The organism is Clostridium sp. BSD2780061688st1 H5 (assembly GCF_005845155.1).
Lineage (GTDB): Bacteria > Bacillota > Clostridia > Lachnospirales > Lachnospiraceae > Claveliimonas > Claveliimonas intestinigallinarum.
Map to the genome: position 1 here is coordinate 134,201 of NZ_SPGT01000002.1, position 15,632 is coordinate 149,832.

Consider the following 15,632-nt stretch of genomic DNA (forward strand, 5'->3'; position numbering starts at 1 on the left):
ATGTTCAGAAAAAGGATACGTCCGGCCCAGGAGGAAATGAGAGGAACCGCTTTTACCATTATTTTCGTACTGGTCTGGTATGCGGGCCTGATGCGGGGCATCGCGGGCGGCGGATTTCAGAGCGCTTATCTTCTGTTTCTGGTGGCCGGGCTTCTTCCTGTGTTCACCGCGGTGCAGGGCGTCAGGAGGGCTCTGTTTTACCGCAGGCAGGGACGGGAGATCAGGGAGTTCGGCAATGCAGCCAGAGGCCGGATCGTGAATGTCATCATGAAGAGCGCACCCTATGAGGACAGCCATCACAGGACCAGGTACCGGAGGTACTATGTGCTGGAGGCGGAGGTGCCGGACCCGGTGACAGGGGTTGTAAACCGGATCGAGAGCCCTGCCTACAGCCGCCCCATCCACCGCTATCTGGCGTCCCCGGAGGTGACGGTATACACGGACAGAACCGGCTGGAAGCACTATATGGATGATTTCCAGTGGAAGGAGAGAAAGAGCGATCCTGGGATTTTCGAGGAAAACAGGGTGTTTGACGAGTATGGCAGGGGGGCTGTGTTCGGCAAGGCTCTTGTCATCCTGATCATGCTCCTGATGCTCTACAATATAATTTTTCACTAGAATCTGACGGAACAACAGAAACAGCAGAACAGAAGAAAGAAGAGGATTATTTTATTATGGAAAAAAGACATTTAAGGCCCTGGATGGCCGTCCTGTTTGTACTTGCATTTGCGCTGGATATCTTTGTGGTGAGCGGATTTTTGGGCCTGTGGTTCGGGGTGTGGGGCACCCTGCTCCACGAGCTTTTGCTGGCTCTTTTGGCAGTCCTTCTGGCGGCCCTGTTCCGGGCGGACCTGCGGAGAGTCTTTCCCTTTAAATGGCCCCGGGCCTCCAAGGTGGCGGGCACGCTGATCCTGTGGCTTGGCACCTTCCTCGCGGCTATGGCTGTGACCATGCTTGTGTCCTACTTCTTTCCCCAGGAGGTGCTGGGGGCCGGCCAGGGTGTGCAGGATATTGTGGTGAGCGTCCCTGTGTTGCTGGCCTTGTTCCTGGTGGCCCTGACGCCTGCCGTTTGCGAGGAGATGGCCTTTCGGGGAGGCTTTCTTGGCTGTCTGCGGGGCATGAAGAGCAAGTGGGCCGGCATCCTCATCGTGGCTGTGGTGTTCGGCGCTTTCCACGGCAGTGTGTGGAGAATGATCCCCACCGCTATCCTGGGCGTGGCCCTGGGGTATCTTCTGGTGGAGACGGACAACCTGTTTTACAGTATGCTCTTCCACTTTGTCAATAACGCGGTGCCGGTGCTGCTTCTGGGGCTTTTGTCCCTCATGCCGGTGCAGGAGAGCACAGGGGACATAGAGGCGGTGCAGACAGCTATGTCGAGCCATCTGCCCCTTTTTACCGTGGCGGTCTATATGCTGTACGCCTGCGGAGCGCCCTTCCTCATCTATATTGGCCGTTATCTGATCCACAGGGGGCAGCCCGGATATGACCGGGGACTGTTCCCCAGGGAAAAAAGAAAGACGCTGCTCGCCCTTCTGGGGATCAGCGCCTATATTCTTGTGATCGGTGTGGTCATGTTCCTCGCGTCCTTCGGCGCCATCATGCGGGGCCTGATGCCCTACTAGAGTCAGCGCCCTGCCGGAGCCTGTCAGAGACTGCCCGCAAGGGGAGCCAGGCTCCGCTCCAGTATCCCGTTCATGTGGGCGATGGCGATGCCGTAGTTGGTCATGGGGACGCCGGTGTCCTTTGCGCAGGCCATCCGGAATTTCATTTCCCGCTCGTTCAGCATGCAGCCGCCGCAGTGGATGATTACCCGATAGCCGGACAGATCCTCCGGGAACTCCGTCCCGCTTGTGAAGGAGAAGGACAGATCCTCCTTACCTGTGAGGCCGGTGTGCCGCCGGATGAGGGCGGGCAGCTTGACCGTGCCGATGTCCCCGCACTGCCTGTGGTGGGTGCAGCCCTCGCAGATCAGCACATGGTCTCCTTTTTTCAGTGCATCCAGAGCCCTGGCGCCTTCTGCCAGGGCTTTAAGATTGCCCTTGTACCGGGCAAAGAGGATGGAGAAGGAGGTGAGGGGGATCTCCGGGGGAACCACCGAGGAGACGTAGGCGAAGGCCTGACTGTCGGTGATGACGAGGCTGGGCGTCAGGCCCGGCTTTCCGTCCTTTCCCTCCAGCGCCGCCTTAAGCTCCGTGTCCCGCACCGCCAGGGCAAGAGCTCCTGTGTCCAGGATGTCCCGTATGGTCTGCTGCTGGGGCAGGATGAGCCGGCCCTTGGGGGCAGCCTTGTCGATGGGGATGACGAGACAGACAAGATCCATGGGGGAGAGAAGGTCTCCCACGATGCGCCGGCTCTCATCTTCCTTTGGCGCTAGGGCAGCGATCCGCTCCTTCAGCTCCTGTATCCCCTGGCCGGTCTTCGCGCTGACAGGCAGCGCAGAGACAGCGGTTCCTGACGGGGCTTCTGCCTGACTGGCTATGTTGTTTTTGAGGGCAGCAGAAGCTTCGGCTGTCTCCGGGAGGAGATCCGCTTTGTTCACGGCGACCAGGCAGGGAATGTGTTTCTCCTGGATCCGGGCAAGGATCTGCCGGTCCTCCTCTGTCAGTCCGGCGGGGCCGTCCACCACCAAGACAGCGATGTCGGTCTTGTTCAGCATCTGGTAGGCCTTCTGGATGCGCAATTTCCCCAGTTCTCCCGTGTCGTCCAGGCCCGGCGTGTCGATGAGCACTACAGGCCCTAAGGGCAGCAGCTCCATGGCCTTTGTCACCGGGTCGGTGGTGGTGCCCTTGATGTCCGATACAATGGCCAGGCTCTGGGAGGTGAGGGCGTTGATGAGGCTGGATTTGCCGGCGTTACGCCGGCCGAAGATGCCGATGTGTGTCCGCTCGGCGGAAGGGGTGTTGTTTAAGCTCATATTTCTCCTCCTGTAAGGTTCTTCTGTCAGTGTTTCCAGTTGCTGAGGGAACCGGTCAGAAGCGGAAATCCCGCCGGTTGTTCTCGCGGATGAGGCGGAGATTTTCCTCCACCACGGCCCGGGCCTTGGGGTTTGGCACGTTCTGGATCTCCCGGTCAATGAGCCGGTCGCCGATAGCCTTTGTCTCCGGGGAGGCGTAATCCATCAGGTACTCCTCCAGTGTCATGAGGGCGTTGGGATGGCAGCAGTTCTGGATCTGTCCGCTCTTGCACAGGGACATGAAGCGGTCGCCGGTGCGGCCCTCCCGGTAACAGGCTGTGCAGAAGCTGGGGATGTAGTCCATCTCCATGAGCCAGCGAACCACCTCGTCCAGGGTGCGGCTGTCGATCACGTCGAACTGCTCGGACCGTGCGTCCTCCGGCTCCGGCTCGCAGTAGCCGCCTACGCTGGTGCGGGAGCCGCCGCTGATCTGGGAGATGCCCAGGTGGAGAACCCTCTCCCTGCACTTTTTGCTCTCCCGGGTGGAAATGATCATGCCGGTATAGGGAACGGCAATGCGGATGCAGGCTACTATCTTGGCAAAGGTCTCGTCGTCAATGCCGTTTTTGAAGGAGCTGGCATCGATGTCGTCCGCATCCCGCAGGCGGGGCACGCTGATGGTGTGGGGGCCTACGCCGAAGGCAGCCTCCAGGTGCTCCGCGTGCATGAGAAGGCCGGTGAACTCATACCGGTATTTATCCAGACCGAAGAGGACGCCGATGCCCACGTCATCGATCCCGCCCTCCATGGCCCGGTCCATGGCTGTGGTGTGGTAGTCATAGTCGTGCTTGGGGCCTGTGGGGTGGAGCTCAAGGTAGCTTTCCTTGTGGTAGGTCTCCTGGAAAAGGATGTAGGTGCCGATGCCGGCCTCCTTGAGGAGACGGTAGTTGTCCACTGTGGTGGCGGCAATGTTGATGTTGACTCTGCGGATAGCGCCGTTTTTGTGTTTGATGCTGTAGACAGTGTTGATGCTGTCCAGGTAGTAGTCCATCGTGTTGCGTACCGGATCCTCGCCAGCCTCAAGGGCCAGGCGCTTGTGTCCCATATCCTGGAGGGCAATGACCTCCCGCCGGATATCCTCCTGTGAGAGCTGCTTGCGGGGGATGTGCTTGTTCTTCAGGTGGTAGGGGCAGTAGGTGCATCCATTGATGCAGTAGTTGGACAGATAGAGGGGGGCAAACATGACGATGCGGTTGCCGTAGAAATCCTTCTTGATCTGCTCTGCCAGCCGATAGATCTCCTGGTTCTTCTCCTCAATGTCGCAGTCCAGCAGAACGGCGGCATCCCTGTGGGAGAGCCCCTTTCTCTTTTTGGCTTTCTCCAGGATTTCGTCTATGAGGGCCTCATTGTGTTTATTCTCCTCCGCAAAGGCCAGCGTCTCCAAAATCTCCTGGTGGTTGATAAAGTCGTCCGGATGTGTGGAATTTACATCATACATTTTTAAAATCCTCCTTGCTGTAAATCCTCCCCTGTGGGGCGGGTTTTATTTACTCCTGATCAGGGCAGGGACACCAGTCGCCCCGGCAGACCGCAATGCGGCAGCCGGTCTGCTCCACGCGCCGGGACAAATCCGCCAGTCCCTCTGCGGACTCGGCGCCAGTGTTCAGCTTGTTGTCGTAGAGGGAGTAGTCCTTCCTGTGATCCCTGGGGGACAGGTTGGGCATGACCACGTTGGCTCCTGCCAGAATGCCCAGCTCCCGCCCTCCGTCTCGGATGGAGCCGAGGGCGGTGGTGGCGGGGAGAAGGACATCCGGCAGCATGAGACGCAGAAGGCCCAGCATGTACAGAGTCAGCTCCAGTGAGCCCGCCCTTTCCCTGGCAAAGGGAGTGTCCCTGTGGGGGATGAAGGGGCCGATGCCCACCATGTGGGGCCCAAGCTCCTTCAAAAAGAGCATGTCCTGCGCCAGGTGACGGGTCTCCTGAAAGGGAGAGCCCACCATAAAGCCGGCTCCCACCTGATAGCCGATGGACTTCAGATCCAGGAGGCAGGACTTTCGGTGAGCGGCGCTCAAGGCCGGCGGATGGAGCTTTGCGTAGTGTTCGCTGCAGCTGGTCTCGTGGCGCAACAGGTAGCGGTCCGCCCCGGCGTCAAAAAAGGCCTGGTAGGAGTCGTGCTCCCGCTCCCCGATGGAGAGGGTCAGCGCACAGTCCGGAAATTCGGCCTTGATCCGCTGAATCAGACAGACTATCCGCTTGTCTGTGAACCAGCTGTCCTCACCGCCCTGGAGCACAAAGGTGCGAAATCCCAGCTCGTAGCCCCGACGGCAGCAGTCCAGGATCTGATCCAGGGTAAGCCGGTAGCGGCGGACGTGCGGATTGCTCCTTCGGATGCCGCAGTAGTAGCAGTCGTTCCGGCAGTAGTTGGTGAACTCAATGAGCCCCCGGATATAGACATCCCTTCCGTAGACAGCCTGCCGCACCTCCCGGGCCAGGCCAAAGAGATACTCCGCTGTCTCCGGGGTGCGCCCGTCAATGATCCGGACCCACTCCTCCCCGGAGAGGGCACGCTCCCTGTGCAGTTTGTCGATCAGTCTTTCTGTGTCCATAGTCCTCCTGTCCGGCATTTGCGGCATAAAAATAGTCCGCGCCCTGAGGCGCAGACTAAAAAAGTATAAAATACTCCCGCTTGTCCATTTGTAAATGCGCCTTTTTGCTCAGGTGTCACCCTTTACAATCAGTACGTAAATTTGATTCATTATACCATACCTGTAAAAAAATAGAAACACTTTACAGGAACTTAACTTTCTTCTGTTTGCAAATTGACAAACCGGGGGTATACTTGTATAGATGTAATTTTATGAGAACAGGGCGGCATGGACCGCGCTGTGCAAAAGGAGAGAACGGAAAATGAAGAAATATACATCCTTGGAAAAGGCGTGGATCCTGTACGACGTGGGCAACTCTGCCTTCACCCTGCTTGTGTCCACCATCATTCCCATCTATTTTAACTACCTGGCAGAGGAGGCGGGGCTGTCCTCTGTTACATATCTGGCCTACTGGGGGTACGCAGCCTCCGTGGCCACCCTGGCGGTGGCTTTTATCGGGCCTGTGTTCGGCGCTGTGGCGGACACGAAGAACTACAAGAAGCCGGTCTTTCTGGCTACCCTTCTGGTGGGAGTGATCGGGTGCGTGGCCATGGGCATCACCGCCACCTGGCTGAGCTTCCTGGTCATCTTTGTGATCGCCAAGATCGGCTATTCCTCCAGCCTTGTGTTCTACGACTCCATGCTCCACGACGTGACAGAGAAGGACAGGCTGGACGATGTCTCCTCCCAGGGCTATGCCTGGGGCTATATCGGAAGCTGCATCCCCTTTATCGTCAGCCTGGGGATCGTGCTGGGGGCGGGAAGTCTTGAGATTTCCATGCGGACAGCCATGGGGATCTCCTTCCTCATCGTGGCGGTCTGGTGGTTCCTGGCCACCACACCGCTCCTGCGGAAATACCGCCAGATCCACTATGTGGAGAAGGAGCCGGGCATGGTCAGCGAGAGCTTTGGCCGGCTGTGGCGCACCCTGAAGGAGCTGGCAAAGGACAGGAAGATCCTCATTTTCCTGGTGGCTTACTTTTTCTACATTGATGGAGTCTACACCATCATCGACATGGCCACGGCATACGGGACGGCTCTCGGACTTGACACCACCGGGCTCCTCCTGGCTCTCCTGGTGACCCAGATCGTGGCCTTCCCATCGGCTATTGCCTTTGGAAAGCTGACAAAGAAGTATCCTTCTGCAAACCTGATCACAGTCTGTATCCTGGCCTACACAGGCATCGCCATCTTTGCCCTGTTCATGGAGAGCCAGTTCCAGTTCTGGATCCTGGCGGTCTGCGTGGGACTCTTCCAGGGCGGCATCCAGGCTCTGTCCAGATCCCATTTTGCCAAGCTGATCCCACCGGAAAAGTCCGGTGAGTACTTCGGCCTTCTGGACATCTGCGGCAAGGGGGCGTCCTTTATCGGCACCACCCTTGTGGGCGTGGTGTCCCAGATCACGGGCAGCACCAACCTGGGCGTGTCCGTGCTGGCGGTTGTGTTTGTGGCGGGACTTTTCCTGTTCCGGATGTCTGTGCGGAGGATGAGGGTGTAAATTATCCCCGCAGCCGGCTGACGAACTTCTCCAGCCGTCCGAGGGCTTCCTTTAAATCCGCCAGAGAGTAGGCGTAGGAGATGCGCAGGAACCCTTCGCCGCAGTCGCCGAAGGCAGTCCCCGGCACCACGGCCACCTTCTCCTCCTGGAGGAGGCGGGTGGCAAATTCCTCGGAGGTCATGCCGAACTCCCGGATGGAGGGGAAGGCGTAGAAGGCGCCGTAGGGCTCAAAGCACTGAAGGCCCATCTTCCGGAATTCGTTCATGAGGAAGCGGCGTCTCTGGTTGTAGGACTCCCGCATCTGCTCCACGTCCTTGCCGCAGTTTCGCAGAGCCTCCACAGCTGCGTACTGGCTGGTAGTGGGAGCGCACATGATGGCATACTGGTGGATCTTGGTCATCTGCTCTACGATGGGAGCGGGTCCGCAGACATAGCCCAGACGCCAGCCGGTCATGGCAAAGCCTTTGGAGAAGCCGTTGATGACCAGGGTTCGGTCCCGCATGCCCGGCAGAGATGCGATGGAGCAGTGCGCTCCGTTGTAGGTCAGTTCAGAGTAGATCTCATCGGAGACTACATAGAGGTCGTGCTCGATGACAGCCTGCGCGATGGGCTCCAGATCCTCCCGGGTCATGACCGAGCCGGTAGGGTTGTTGGGGAAGGGGAGGACCAGGATCTTCGTCCTGGGTGTGATGGCTGTCTCCAGTTCCTCCCGTGTCAGCTTGAAGGCGTTTTTGTGCTGTAGGGGGATGGTTACAGGAACTCCGTCTGCCAGCACGGCGCAGGGCAGGTAGGACACATAGCTTGGCTGGGGGATGAGCACCTCGTCCCCGGGATCCAGCATAGCCCGAAAGGCCAGGTCAATGGCCTCGCTTCCCCCCACGGTCACCAGCACCTCACTGTTGTAATCGTAGTTTACATGGATGGTCCGCTCCAGGTACCGGCTGATCTCCACCTTCAGCTCTTTGAGCCCCGCGTTGGATGTATAGAAGGTGCGCCCTCTCTCCAGAGAGTAGATACCCTCCTCCCGGACTCGCCAGGGGGTGTCAAAATCAGGCTCCCCTACGCCCAGGGAGATGGCGTCCTCCATCTCGCTCACAATATCGAAAAACTTCCGGATGCCGGAGGGAGCCAGGGCAGTGGCTTTTTTAGATAATGGGTTTCTTGTCATGGTGTGATCAGCATCCTTTCTCCTTTAGATGGTTTTGCCAGGACGGTTCCGTGGTCTTTGTATTTTTTCAGAATAAAATAGGTAGCAGTGCTGATGACCTCGTCGATAGGGGACAGCTTGCCGGAGACAAAATGTGAGATCTCCTGCAGGGTGCGGCCCTCGATGGTCACAAGCAGGTCGTAGCCGCCGGATATGAGGTACACGGCGGAGACCTCCGGGTAGTTGTAAATGCGCTCCGCTACCTTGTCAAAGCCCTGATCCCTCTGGGGGGTGACGCGCACCTCGATGAGGGCGTTGACGAGGGATTCGCCCGCTCTGTCCCAGTCGATCAGTGTGTGATAGCCGCAGATGATATGTTCCTTTTCCATGGCCGCCACCTCGTTTGCGATGGTCACCTCATCGGTGCCCAGAAGCACGGCCAGCTCGCTTAGGTCGATCCTGCTGTTTGTCTCAAGTGTGAGAAGGATCTGTTTTCTGATTTTGTCCATGTAGTCTCCTCCTTCAGTCATTTCATGATATACGCTCCATTATAAGCCTCATTCCGGTTTTTGTCATTCCTCATTTGAAAAAAATATGCTATAGTAGTGCATAAATATGAGGAGGAGGCGACAGGTCATGGTCATTTGCGGCATACAGAAGCTGACCCTTCTGGACTATCCGGGCAAGGTGGCGTGCACGATTTTTACCGGGGGATGCAATTTCCGGTGCCCCTTCTGCCACAACAGGGATCTGGTGACAGGAGAGGCGGAGAAGACTGTAGCCGGGGAAGAGATTTTCCGGTTCCTGAAAAAACGGCAGGGCATACTGGAGGGAGTGTGCATAAGCGGGGGAGAACCCCTCCTGCAGCCGGATCTGGAGGAATTTATCCGGGAGGTGCGCTCTCTCGGATACTGCGTCAAGCTGGACACCAACGGGAGCCTGCCGGACCGACTGGAGTACCTGGCGGGGCAGGGACTTCTGGACTATGTGGCCATGGACCTGAAGAACTCGCCGGAGCACTACGGAAGGACTGCGGGGGCGCCCCTGTGTGATGTGGAGCGGATTGACAGGAGCATCCGCCTCCTCATGGGCGGCGACATTCCCTATGAGTTCCGCACCACAGTAGTGCGTGAGTTCCACCAGAGAGCGGACTTTGAGGCCATGGGAAAATGGATCGAGGGGGCAGACCAGTATTTCCTCCAGCAGTTCGTGGACTCCGGGCATGTACTCGCTCCCGGCCTCCACGCCTACGACAAAAAAATCCTCCTCCAGGCGCTGGAGATCGTCAAAAAGTACGTGAAAACCGCGCAGCTCCGGGGAGTGTGACTATTACGTAAAGAATACATAACAACAATATATTGTGCGTGACAGGGAAAATACAACACAATATATTGTTGTTTTTGTTGACTGCGCTGGACTGTGATGCTATGATAAAGAGGTCGGAACGAAAAAATTGAGCGAAGCCAAACAGATAAAAAGGGGAGGTTGTCACATGTACCAGGTTGTAAAGAGAGACGGCCAGATCGCGGACTTTGACATAGCCAAGATCAGCGCGGCCATCACAAAGGCCTTTGAGGCACAAAAGAAGCAGTATCATCCCACCATCATTGACATGATGGCGCTGAAGGTGACGGCGGATTTTGAGCCGAAGATCAGAGAGGACCTTGTCCAGGTGGAGGAGATCCAGGACAGTGTGGAGCGGGTGCTGGTCCAGGCGGGCTACGCGGATGTGGCCAAGGCCTACATTCTCTACCGGAAGAACAGGGAGAAGATCCGCAATCTGAATTCCACCATGCTGAATTACAAAGAGATCGTGGATAACTATGTCAATATCAACGACTGGAGGGTGAAGGAGAACTCCACGGTCACCTACTCTGTGGGGGGACTCATCCTCAGCAATTCAGGAGCTATCACAGCCAACTACTGGCTCTCGGAAATTTATGACGAAGAGATCGGACAGGCCCACAGGAACGCGGACATCCACATCCACGACCTGTCCATGCTGACCGGCTACTGCGCGGGCTGGTCCCTGAAACAACTGATCCAGGAGGGGCTGGGAGGAATTCCGGGAAAGATCTCCTCCTCACCGGCAAAGCACTTAAGCGTGCTGTGCAACCAGATGGTGAATTTCCTCGGCATCATGCAGAACGAGTGGGCAGGAGCCCAGGCATTTTCCTCCTTTGACACCTACCTTGCGCCCTTTGTAAAGACGGATCACCTGGACTACGAGGGTGTGAAAAAGTGCATAGAGTCCTTTATTTACGGTGTCAATACGCCCTCCCGCTGGGGAACCCAGGCGCCGTTTTCCAACATCACCCTGGACTGGACGGTGCCGGACGACCTGGCGAACCTGCCGGCCATCGTGGGCGGAAAGGAGATGGATTTCACCTACGGGGACTGCAAAGAGGAGATGGACATGATCAACAAGGCGTTCATTGAGATCATGATCGAGGGGGACGCCCACGGGAGGGGCTTCCAGTATCCCATCCCCACCTACTCCATCACCAGCGACTTTGACTGGTCTGACACGGAGAACAACCGGCTTCTCTTTGAGATGACGTCCAAGTACGGCACACCCTATTTCTCCAACTACATCAACAGCGACATGGAGCCAAGCGACGTGCGCAGCATGTGCTGCCGTCTCCGCCTGGACCTGCGGGAGCTGCGCAAGAAATCCGGCGGCTTCTTCGGCAGCGGGGAGAGCACAGGCTCTGTGGGCGTGGTCACCATCAACATGCCACGGCTTGCCTACCAGTCGGAGAATGAGGAGGAGTTCATGGAGAGGCTGGACCACCTGATGGATATCTCCGCCAGATCCCTCCACGTGAAGAGAACGGTTATCACAAAGCTCCTGGAGGGCGGGCTCTACCCCTACACAAAGCGGTATCTGGGCACCTTTGAGAACCATTTTTCCACCATTGGCCTTGTGGGCATGAACGAAGCGGGGCTGAACGCAAGGTGGATCAGAAAGGACATGACCCACCCGGAGACCCAGGAATTTTCCAAGCGGGTACTGAACCACATGCGGGAGCGCCTGTCAAGCTACCAGGAGGAGTACGGCGACCTCTACAACCTGGAGGCCACCCCGGCGGAGTCCACGGCCTACCGGTTTGCCAAGCATGATGTGGAGCAGTTCCCGGACATCATCACAGCGGCGGAGGGGAACGGGACACCCTACTACACCAACAGCACCCATCTGCCGGTGGGGTACACAGAGGACATTTTCGACGCCCTGGACATCCAGGATGAGCTGCAGACGCTGTACACCTCGGGAACCGTCTTCCACGCCTTCCTGGGAGAGAAGCTTCCCTCCTGGAAGTCGGCGGCGGCCCTGGTGCGAAAGATTGCGGAGAACTATAAGCTCCCCTACTATACACTGTCCCCCACCTACTCCATCTGTAAGGATCACGGCTACATTGCGGGCGAGCACTACACCTGCCCGGAGTGCGGACAGAAGACGGAGGTCTACAGCCGCATCACCGGCTACTACCGCCCGGTGCAGAATTGGAACGACGGAAAAGCCCAGGAGTTCAGGGACAGAAAGGTCTACGACCTGAGCCACTCTCATTTCCACGCCCATGACCAGGGGGATGAGATGCAGGGAGAGATGGAAGAAAAAACGACAGCGGGAGAGAATTACGAAGCTTTGGCGGCCCCTGTGAAGCTGCTCTTCACTACCAGGACCTGCCCCAACTGCGCCATCGCGAAGCAGGCGCTGGAGGAGGCCCACATCGAGTACAGGGTGGTGGATGCCCAGGAGCACAAAGACCTGGCAAAGAAGTACCGGATCATGTCCGCGCCGACTCTGGTGGTGATCGGAGAGAACGGGGTGGAGAAGCTGACCAATGCGTCCAGCATCAGGAAGTACGCGGAAGGATAAACAGGACGGGTAAAGATGAAGGGGATCTTTTTACGGAAAGATCCCCTTCATCTTTTCTGCTGTGACCAGCTTCCGCAGGGCCACGATGTAGGCCGCCATGCGGAGCGTGCAGTGACACTCATCCACAACGTCCAGAAGGCTCTGGAAGGATCGGGTCATGAGCTTTTCCAGCATTTCGTTTACCTGGTCACGGTCCCAGGTCAGCTCCTGGATGTTCTGCACCCACTCAAAGTAGGAGACGATGACGCCGCCGCTGTTGGCGAAGATATCCGGTATGAGGGTGATGCCCCGCTTTTCCAGGATGGCGTCCGCCTCCTCGGTGGTAGGGCCGTTGGCGGCCTCCACGATGAAGGAGCAGTTCAGTTTGCCGGCATTTTCCGCTGTGATCTGATTTTCCAGGGCGGCGGGAACGAGCACATCGCACTTGCAGGTCATGATCTCCTCGTTGGAGATATGCCGGATGCCCGGCGCGCTGTAATCCTTCAGAAGAGCGCCCTCCTGATCCAGAAAGACAGAGATGGTGTCGATATCCAGTCCATCCTCGCAGTAGAGACCGCCGGAGATGTCGCTGATGGCAATCACTTTCACGCCCCTGTGGTAGAAGATGCGGGCCGCATTGGCGCCCACATTTCCCATCCCCTGGATGGCGACGGTGGTACCGGCAAGTCCGCGTCCCTGCTGTGCCAGGAGGAGCTTGGTGCTGATGACCACGCCCCGGCCGGTGGCGGAATTCCTTCCCTTTGAGCCGCCCAGTTCCACAGGCTTGCCGGTCACCACGCCGGGACAGGGATGCCCTTTCAGCTGACTGTAGGTGTCCAGCAGCCAGGCCATGGTCTGGGGATTGGTGTTCACGTCGGGAGCGGGGATGTCTGTGTCGGACCCGATGATGGGGGCGATGGCAAAGGTGTACCGCCGGGTCAGGTTTCTCAGCTCTCTTCTGGAGAGGGTGTGGGGATCCACCTGGATGCCGCCCTTGGCGCCGCCGTAGGGAATGTCGGCGACCGCGCACTTCAGGGTCATCCATGTTGCCAGGGCCTTCACCTCATTTAAATCGCAGTTCTGGTGATAGCGGATGCCGCCCTTAAAGGGGCCGCGGATATTGGAGTGCTGTACCCGGTATCCCTCGAAGACCCGGACCGTGCCGTCGTCCATTTCTACAGGTAGATATACCTTGATTTCCCGCTGGGGATTTTTCAGGATCTCAAACATGGACTGGTCGATGTGTCCCAGCTCCATTGCCTTGGTCATGGTGTCGATTACATTGGTATAGGGATCGTATGTATGTGACATGTTTTTTCTCCTTCACTGCTTTTTGCTGCTGCGCATCAACTGAAAAAAATGGTAAGACTTTGAAAATCAGGAGTCAATGGGGGGAGAAAACAACGAGAAAGATTTACTTTTTTTACTGAAAATGTTTTACTTTGAAACAATCTGACGCTTGATACTTAAAAAAATTAAACCTGAAAGGTGGAGCTTAAAATCAAAGCCCGATTGACAGGAGAGCGCGCCGGTGCTATGCTTGGCGTATAAAAATATAAAATCTGACAGCAACATGAATTTGAGACGCAAGGGTGTGTCCGCGGGGGAAGTGCGGATACGCCTTTTTTATTTTGCGGGGAAGATCCCGGCTGTATGCTGACGGCAGGACAGAGAACAGGAGGAGAGCGCATGAAAAATGACAAGCTGGACGCAATAGACAAGGTGATTTTGGACATTCTGCAGGAGAACGCGAAGACGCCCCTGAAGGAGATAGCCAATAAGGTCTACCTCTCCACGCCGGCCGTGTCCGCCAGAATAGAGAAGATGGAGGAAAAAGGATTTATCACTGGCTACCACGCCCAGATCGACCCGGTCGCTCTGGGGTATCACATCAAGGCGCTGATCAATCTGGAGGTGGTGCCTGAGGACAAAAAGGAATTTTATCCCTTTGCGAAGGCCTGTCCCAATGTGATCGAGTGCAACTGCGTCACCGGGGACTATTCCATGGTGTTGGAGGTGCTCTTCCCCAGCACAGTGGAGCTGGATCAGTTTATCGGGGAGCTGCAGCGCTTTGGGCGGACCAAGACGCTGATCGTGTTCTCCACCTCTGTGGAGCACAGGGGGATCACAGCGGAGGTGCGGGAGGATCAGGAGTCCGGCTCCTCCACCCTCCTGTGAAAATCCTCGATCATGGACTCCAGGGTGATTCCCTTCATTGTCTTTTTTATAGCTTCCTCAATCTCCTGGTAGGGGCCCTGCAGAACCAGGTGGATGTTCTGGGCGACCGGACATTTCCGGTCCGCGCAGGGATGGATCCCGATGAGGGAGGAGAGGCCGTCCGGCTCAAGAGCCTGGTAGATCATGTATAGTGTGATGTCGGCGGGGGACATGCAAAGCTCGGCGCCTCCGGCACCCCGGGCGACGGTGATGATCCCGGCTTTCTTCAGGGCGCTGAACACATTGCGGATCACCACCGGGTTGCAGCCTGTGCTCTGGGAGAGCAGAGTGCTTGTCACCCTGGCCTTTCCCTTCGCTTCATATATAAAAATCAGGCAGTGTACTGCCACGGAGCATTTCATGCTGATCTGCATCTTTCCATCCTCTCTCCATAATTAAAACGGTGTTGTTCATTGGCATTCATATAGCTTCCTGTAACAGGGACAGGGGGGATGTAAATGTTGATTTTACATCTGGCCTGTGCTATACTGTACAAAGATGTAAATGTTCAATTTACATTATCCTATTTTATACATTTTGAAGCGGATTTGCAAGTGTAAGAGATTGACAGGAGGAGATGTGAGATGAAACTTTATGAGATTTGCTTCAGCCCCACAGGAGGAACGAAGAAGGCAGCGGATATTCTGGCGGGAGAGCTGGCCAAAGAGACAGAGAGCGTGGATCTGACAGACAGCAGGGCAGATTTCTCCGGCATTTCTCTGGAGGAAGAGGATGTGGCGGTGATCGCAGTTCCGTCCTACGGCGGACGTGTGCCGGGGACAGCGGCCGGGAGACTTGGGGCCATCAGAGGGAATGGCGCAAGAGCGGTTCTTGTCTGCGTGTACGGCAACCGGGCTTACGAGGATACCCTGGTTGAACTGCAGGATATCGCAAAGCAGGCGGGCTTTCGCGTGACAGCCGCGGTGGCCGCTGTGGCGGAGCACTCCATTGCCCGGCAGTTCGCGGCGGGCCGTCCGGATGCACAGGACAAGGAGCAGCTGCAGGGCTTTGGAGGGAAGATCCGGGAGAAGCTGGACGCAGGAGACGCCTCAGAGCCGGCGGTTCCGGGCAATCGCCCCTACAAGAAGGAGGGCGGAGCCGGCATGACGCCGAAGCCCACAAAGGACTGCGTGAAATGCGGCCTGTGCGCTGCGAAATGTCCGGTGCAGGCCATTGATAAGAATGACCCCAAAAACGTGGACAGCAAGGCCTGTATTTCCTGCATGCGCTGCGTATCCGTCTGTCCTCACTCCGCCCGGAAGGTGAGCGGCGTCATGCTGGCCGCGGTGGGCGCTATGCTGAAAAAAACGTGCTCTGAGAGGAAGGAGTGCGAGCTGTACATTTAATATGTGGCAGATCTGCCGGAAGGGACA

At 57.1% G+C, this 15,632-nt stretch carries 14 protein-coding genes; 7 read left to right on the top strand and 7 right to left on the bottom strand.

What is annotated here, in order from left to right:
- Both FGQ86_RS02065 and FGQ86_RS02070 read left to right on the top strand, forming a co-directional pair.
- On the top strand, nucleotides 1–618 hold the full coding sequence (locus FGQ86_RS02065; RefSeq protein ID WP_033125613.1) for a hypothetical protein: 618 nt from the start codon (nucleotides 1–3) through the stop codon (nucleotides 616–618).
- Between the two features lie 56 nt (nucleotides 619–674).
- Nucleotides 675–1,622: a type II CAAX endopeptidase family protein gene (locus FGQ86_RS02070; RefSeq protein ID WP_138302838.1), complete on the top strand. Its 948-nt coding sequence runs from the start codon at nucleotides 675–677 to the stop codon at nucleotides 1,620–1,622.
- A 23-nt stretch (nucleotides 1,623–1,645) separates the two neighbouring features.
- Here FGQ86_RS02070 and hydF read toward each other — a convergent pair whose 3' ends face one another.
- From hydF to hydE, 3 genes are read right to left on the bottom strand one after another with little or no spacing between them, the layout of a single operon-like run.
- Nucleotides 1,646–2,914: a [FeFe] hydrogenase H-cluster maturation GTPase HydF gene (hydF, locus tag FGQ86_RS02075; RefSeq protein WP_138302839.1), complete on the bottom strand. Its 1,269-nt coding sequence runs from the start codon at nucleotides 2,912–2,914 to the stop codon at nucleotides 1,646–1,648.
- Nucleotides 2,915–2,969: 55 nt separating this feature from the next.
- Nucleotides 2,970–4,391, bottom strand: a complete 1,422-nt coding sequence (hydG, locus tag FGQ86_RS02080; RefSeq protein ID WP_033125633.1) for a [FeFe] hydrogenase H-cluster radical SAM maturase HydG — start codon at nucleotides 4,389–4,391, stop codon at nucleotides 2,970–2,972.
- A 49-nt stretch (nucleotides 4,392–4,440) separates the two neighbouring features.
- The gene (gene hydE / locus FGQ86_RS02085; protein ID WP_347562465.1) at nucleotides 4,441–5,499 is read right to left on the bottom strand and encodes a [FeFe] hydrogenase H-cluster radical SAM maturase HydE; all 1,059 of its coding nucleotides are present in this window, start codon (nucleotides 5,497–5,499) and stop codon (nucleotides 4,441–4,443) included.
- Between the two features lie 301 nt (nucleotides 5,500–5,800).
- Between hydE and FGQ86_RS02090 the strand changes: the two genes are divergently transcribed.
- On the top strand, nucleotides 5,801–7,036 hold the full coding sequence (locus FGQ86_RS02090) for an MFS transporter (protein WP_138302841.1): 1,236 nt from the start codon (nucleotides 5,801–5,803) through the stop codon (nucleotides 7,034–7,036).
- Nucleotide 7,037: 1 nt separating this feature from the next.
- On the opposite strand, the gene FGQ86_RS02095 is transcribed toward FGQ86_RS02090, so the two are convergent.
- Both FGQ86_RS02095 and FGQ86_RS02100 read right to left on the bottom strand, forming a co-directional pair.
- Complete coding sequence (locus FGQ86_RS02095; RefSeq protein WP_138302842.1) at nucleotides 7,038–8,204, bottom strand: aminotransferase class I/II-fold pyridoxal phosphate-dependent enzyme; 1,167 nt, start codon at nucleotides 8,202–8,204, stop codon at nucleotides 7,038–7,040.
- Nucleotides 8,201–8,683, bottom strand: coding sequence for an Lrp/AsnC family transcriptional regulator (locus tag FGQ86_RS02100; RefSeq protein ID WP_347562471.1), 483 nt, complete (start codon nucleotides 8,681–8,683; stop codon nucleotides 8,201–8,203). The genes FGQ86_RS02095 and FGQ86_RS02100 overlap by 4 nt, the downstream gene beginning before the upstream one ends.
- A 136-nt stretch (nucleotides 8,684–8,819) precedes the next feature.
- On the opposite strand from FGQ86_RS02100, the gene FGQ86_RS02105 reads away from it, so the two are divergent.
- A complete protein-coding gene (locus FGQ86_RS02105; protein ID WP_033125638.1) occupies nucleotides 8,820–9,509 on the top strand; it encodes an anaerobic ribonucleoside-triphosphate reductase activating protein in 690 nt (229 codons plus the stop codon).
- A gap of 166 nt (nucleotides 9,510–9,675) precedes the next feature.
- Nucleotides 9,676–12,063: a ribonucleoside triphosphate reductase gene (locus tag FGQ86_RS02110; RefSeq protein WP_138302843.1), complete on the top strand. Its 2,388-nt coding sequence runs from the start codon at nucleotides 9,676–9,678 to the stop codon at nucleotides 12,061–12,063.
- A gap of 30 nt (nucleotides 12,064–12,093) precedes the next feature.
- Here FGQ86_RS02110 and FGQ86_RS02115 read toward each other — a convergent pair whose 3' ends face one another.
- Nucleotides 12,094–13,353 carry a Glu/Leu/Phe/Val dehydrogenase gene (locus FGQ86_RS02115; protein ID WP_138302844.1) on the bottom strand — a complete coding sequence of 420 codons (1,260 nt, stop codon included), beginning with the start codon at nucleotides 13,351–13,353 and terminating at the stop codon, nucleotides 12,094–12,096.
- Nucleotides 13,354–13,746: 393 nt separating this feature from the next.
- Here FGQ86_RS02115 and FGQ86_RS02120 point away from each other — a divergent pair, with 393 nt between their 5' ends.
- Nucleotides 13,747–14,220 carry an Lrp/AsnC family transcriptional regulator gene (locus FGQ86_RS02120; RefSeq protein ID WP_033125715.1) on the top strand — a complete coding sequence of 158 codons (474 nt, stop codon included), beginning with the start codon at nucleotides 13,747–13,749 and terminating at the stop codon, nucleotides 14,218–14,220.
- Here FGQ86_RS02120 and FGQ86_RS02125 read toward each other — a convergent pair.
- Entirely contained in the window at nucleotides 14,190–14,633 is a 444-nt protein-coding gene (locus FGQ86_RS02125) for an Rrf2 family transcriptional regulator (RefSeq protein WP_033125641.1), read from the bottom strand. The genes FGQ86_RS02120 and FGQ86_RS02125 overlap by 31 nt on opposite strands.
- Before the next feature lie 210 nt (nucleotides 14,634–14,843).
- Here FGQ86_RS02125 and FGQ86_RS02130 point away from each other — a divergent pair, with 210 nt between their 5' ends.
- Entirely contained in the window at nucleotides 14,844–15,605 is a 762-nt protein-coding gene (locus FGQ86_RS02130) for a 4Fe-4S binding protein (protein WP_033125642.1), read from the top strand.
- The last annotated feature ends 27 nt before the right edge of the window (nucleotides 15,606–15,632 follow it).

Excerpts from the sequence above, each read along its gene's own strand:
- FGQ86_RS02090 (WP_138302841.1), top strand. The coding sequence starts at position 5,801 with ATGAAGAAATATACATCCTTGGAAAAGGCGTGGATCCTGTACGACGTG.
- FGQ86_RS02065 (WP_033125613.1), top strand. The coding sequence starts at position 1 with ATGTTCAGAAAAAGGATACGTCCGGCCCAGGAGGAAATGAGAGGAACC.
- FGQ86_RS02095 (WP_138302842.1), bottom strand. The coding sequence starts at position 8,204 with ATGACAAGAAACCCATTATCTAAAAAAGCCACTGCCCTGGCTCCCTCC.
- FGQ86_RS02125 (WP_033125641.1), bottom strand. The coding sequence starts at position 14,633 with ATGCAGATCAGCATGAAATGCTCCGTGGCAGTACACTGCCTGATTTTT.
- FGQ86_RS02130 (WP_033125642.1), top strand. The coding sequence starts at position 14,844 with ATGAAACTTTATGAGATTTGCTTCAGCCCCACAGGAGGAACGAAGAAG.
- FGQ86_RS02110 (WP_138302843.1), top strand. The coding sequence starts at position 9,676 with ATGTACCAGGTTGTAAAGAGAGACGGCCAGATCGCGGACTTTGACATA.
- hydG (WP_033125633.1), bottom strand. The coding sequence starts at position 4,391 with ATGTATGATGTAAATTCCACACATCCGGACGACTTTATCAACCACCAG.
- FGQ86_RS02115 (WP_138302844.1), bottom strand. The coding sequence starts at position 13,353 with ATGTCACATACATACGATCCCTATACCAATGTAATCGACACCATGACC.
- FGQ86_RS02105 (WP_033125638.1), top strand. The coding sequence starts at position 8,820 with ATGGTCATTTGCGGCATACAGAAGCTGACCCTTCTGGACTATCCGGGC.
- hydE (WP_347562465.1), bottom strand. The coding sequence starts at position 5,499 with ATGGACACAGAAAGACTGATCGACAAACTGCACAGGGAGCGTGCCCTC.
- FGQ86_RS02070 (WP_138302838.1), top strand. The coding sequence starts at position 675 with ATGGAAAAAAGACATTTAAGGCCCTGGATGGCCGTCCTGTTTGTACTT.
- hydF (WP_138302839.1), bottom strand. The coding sequence starts at position 2,914 with ATGAGCTTAAACAACACCCCTTCCGCCGAGCGGACACACATCGGCATC.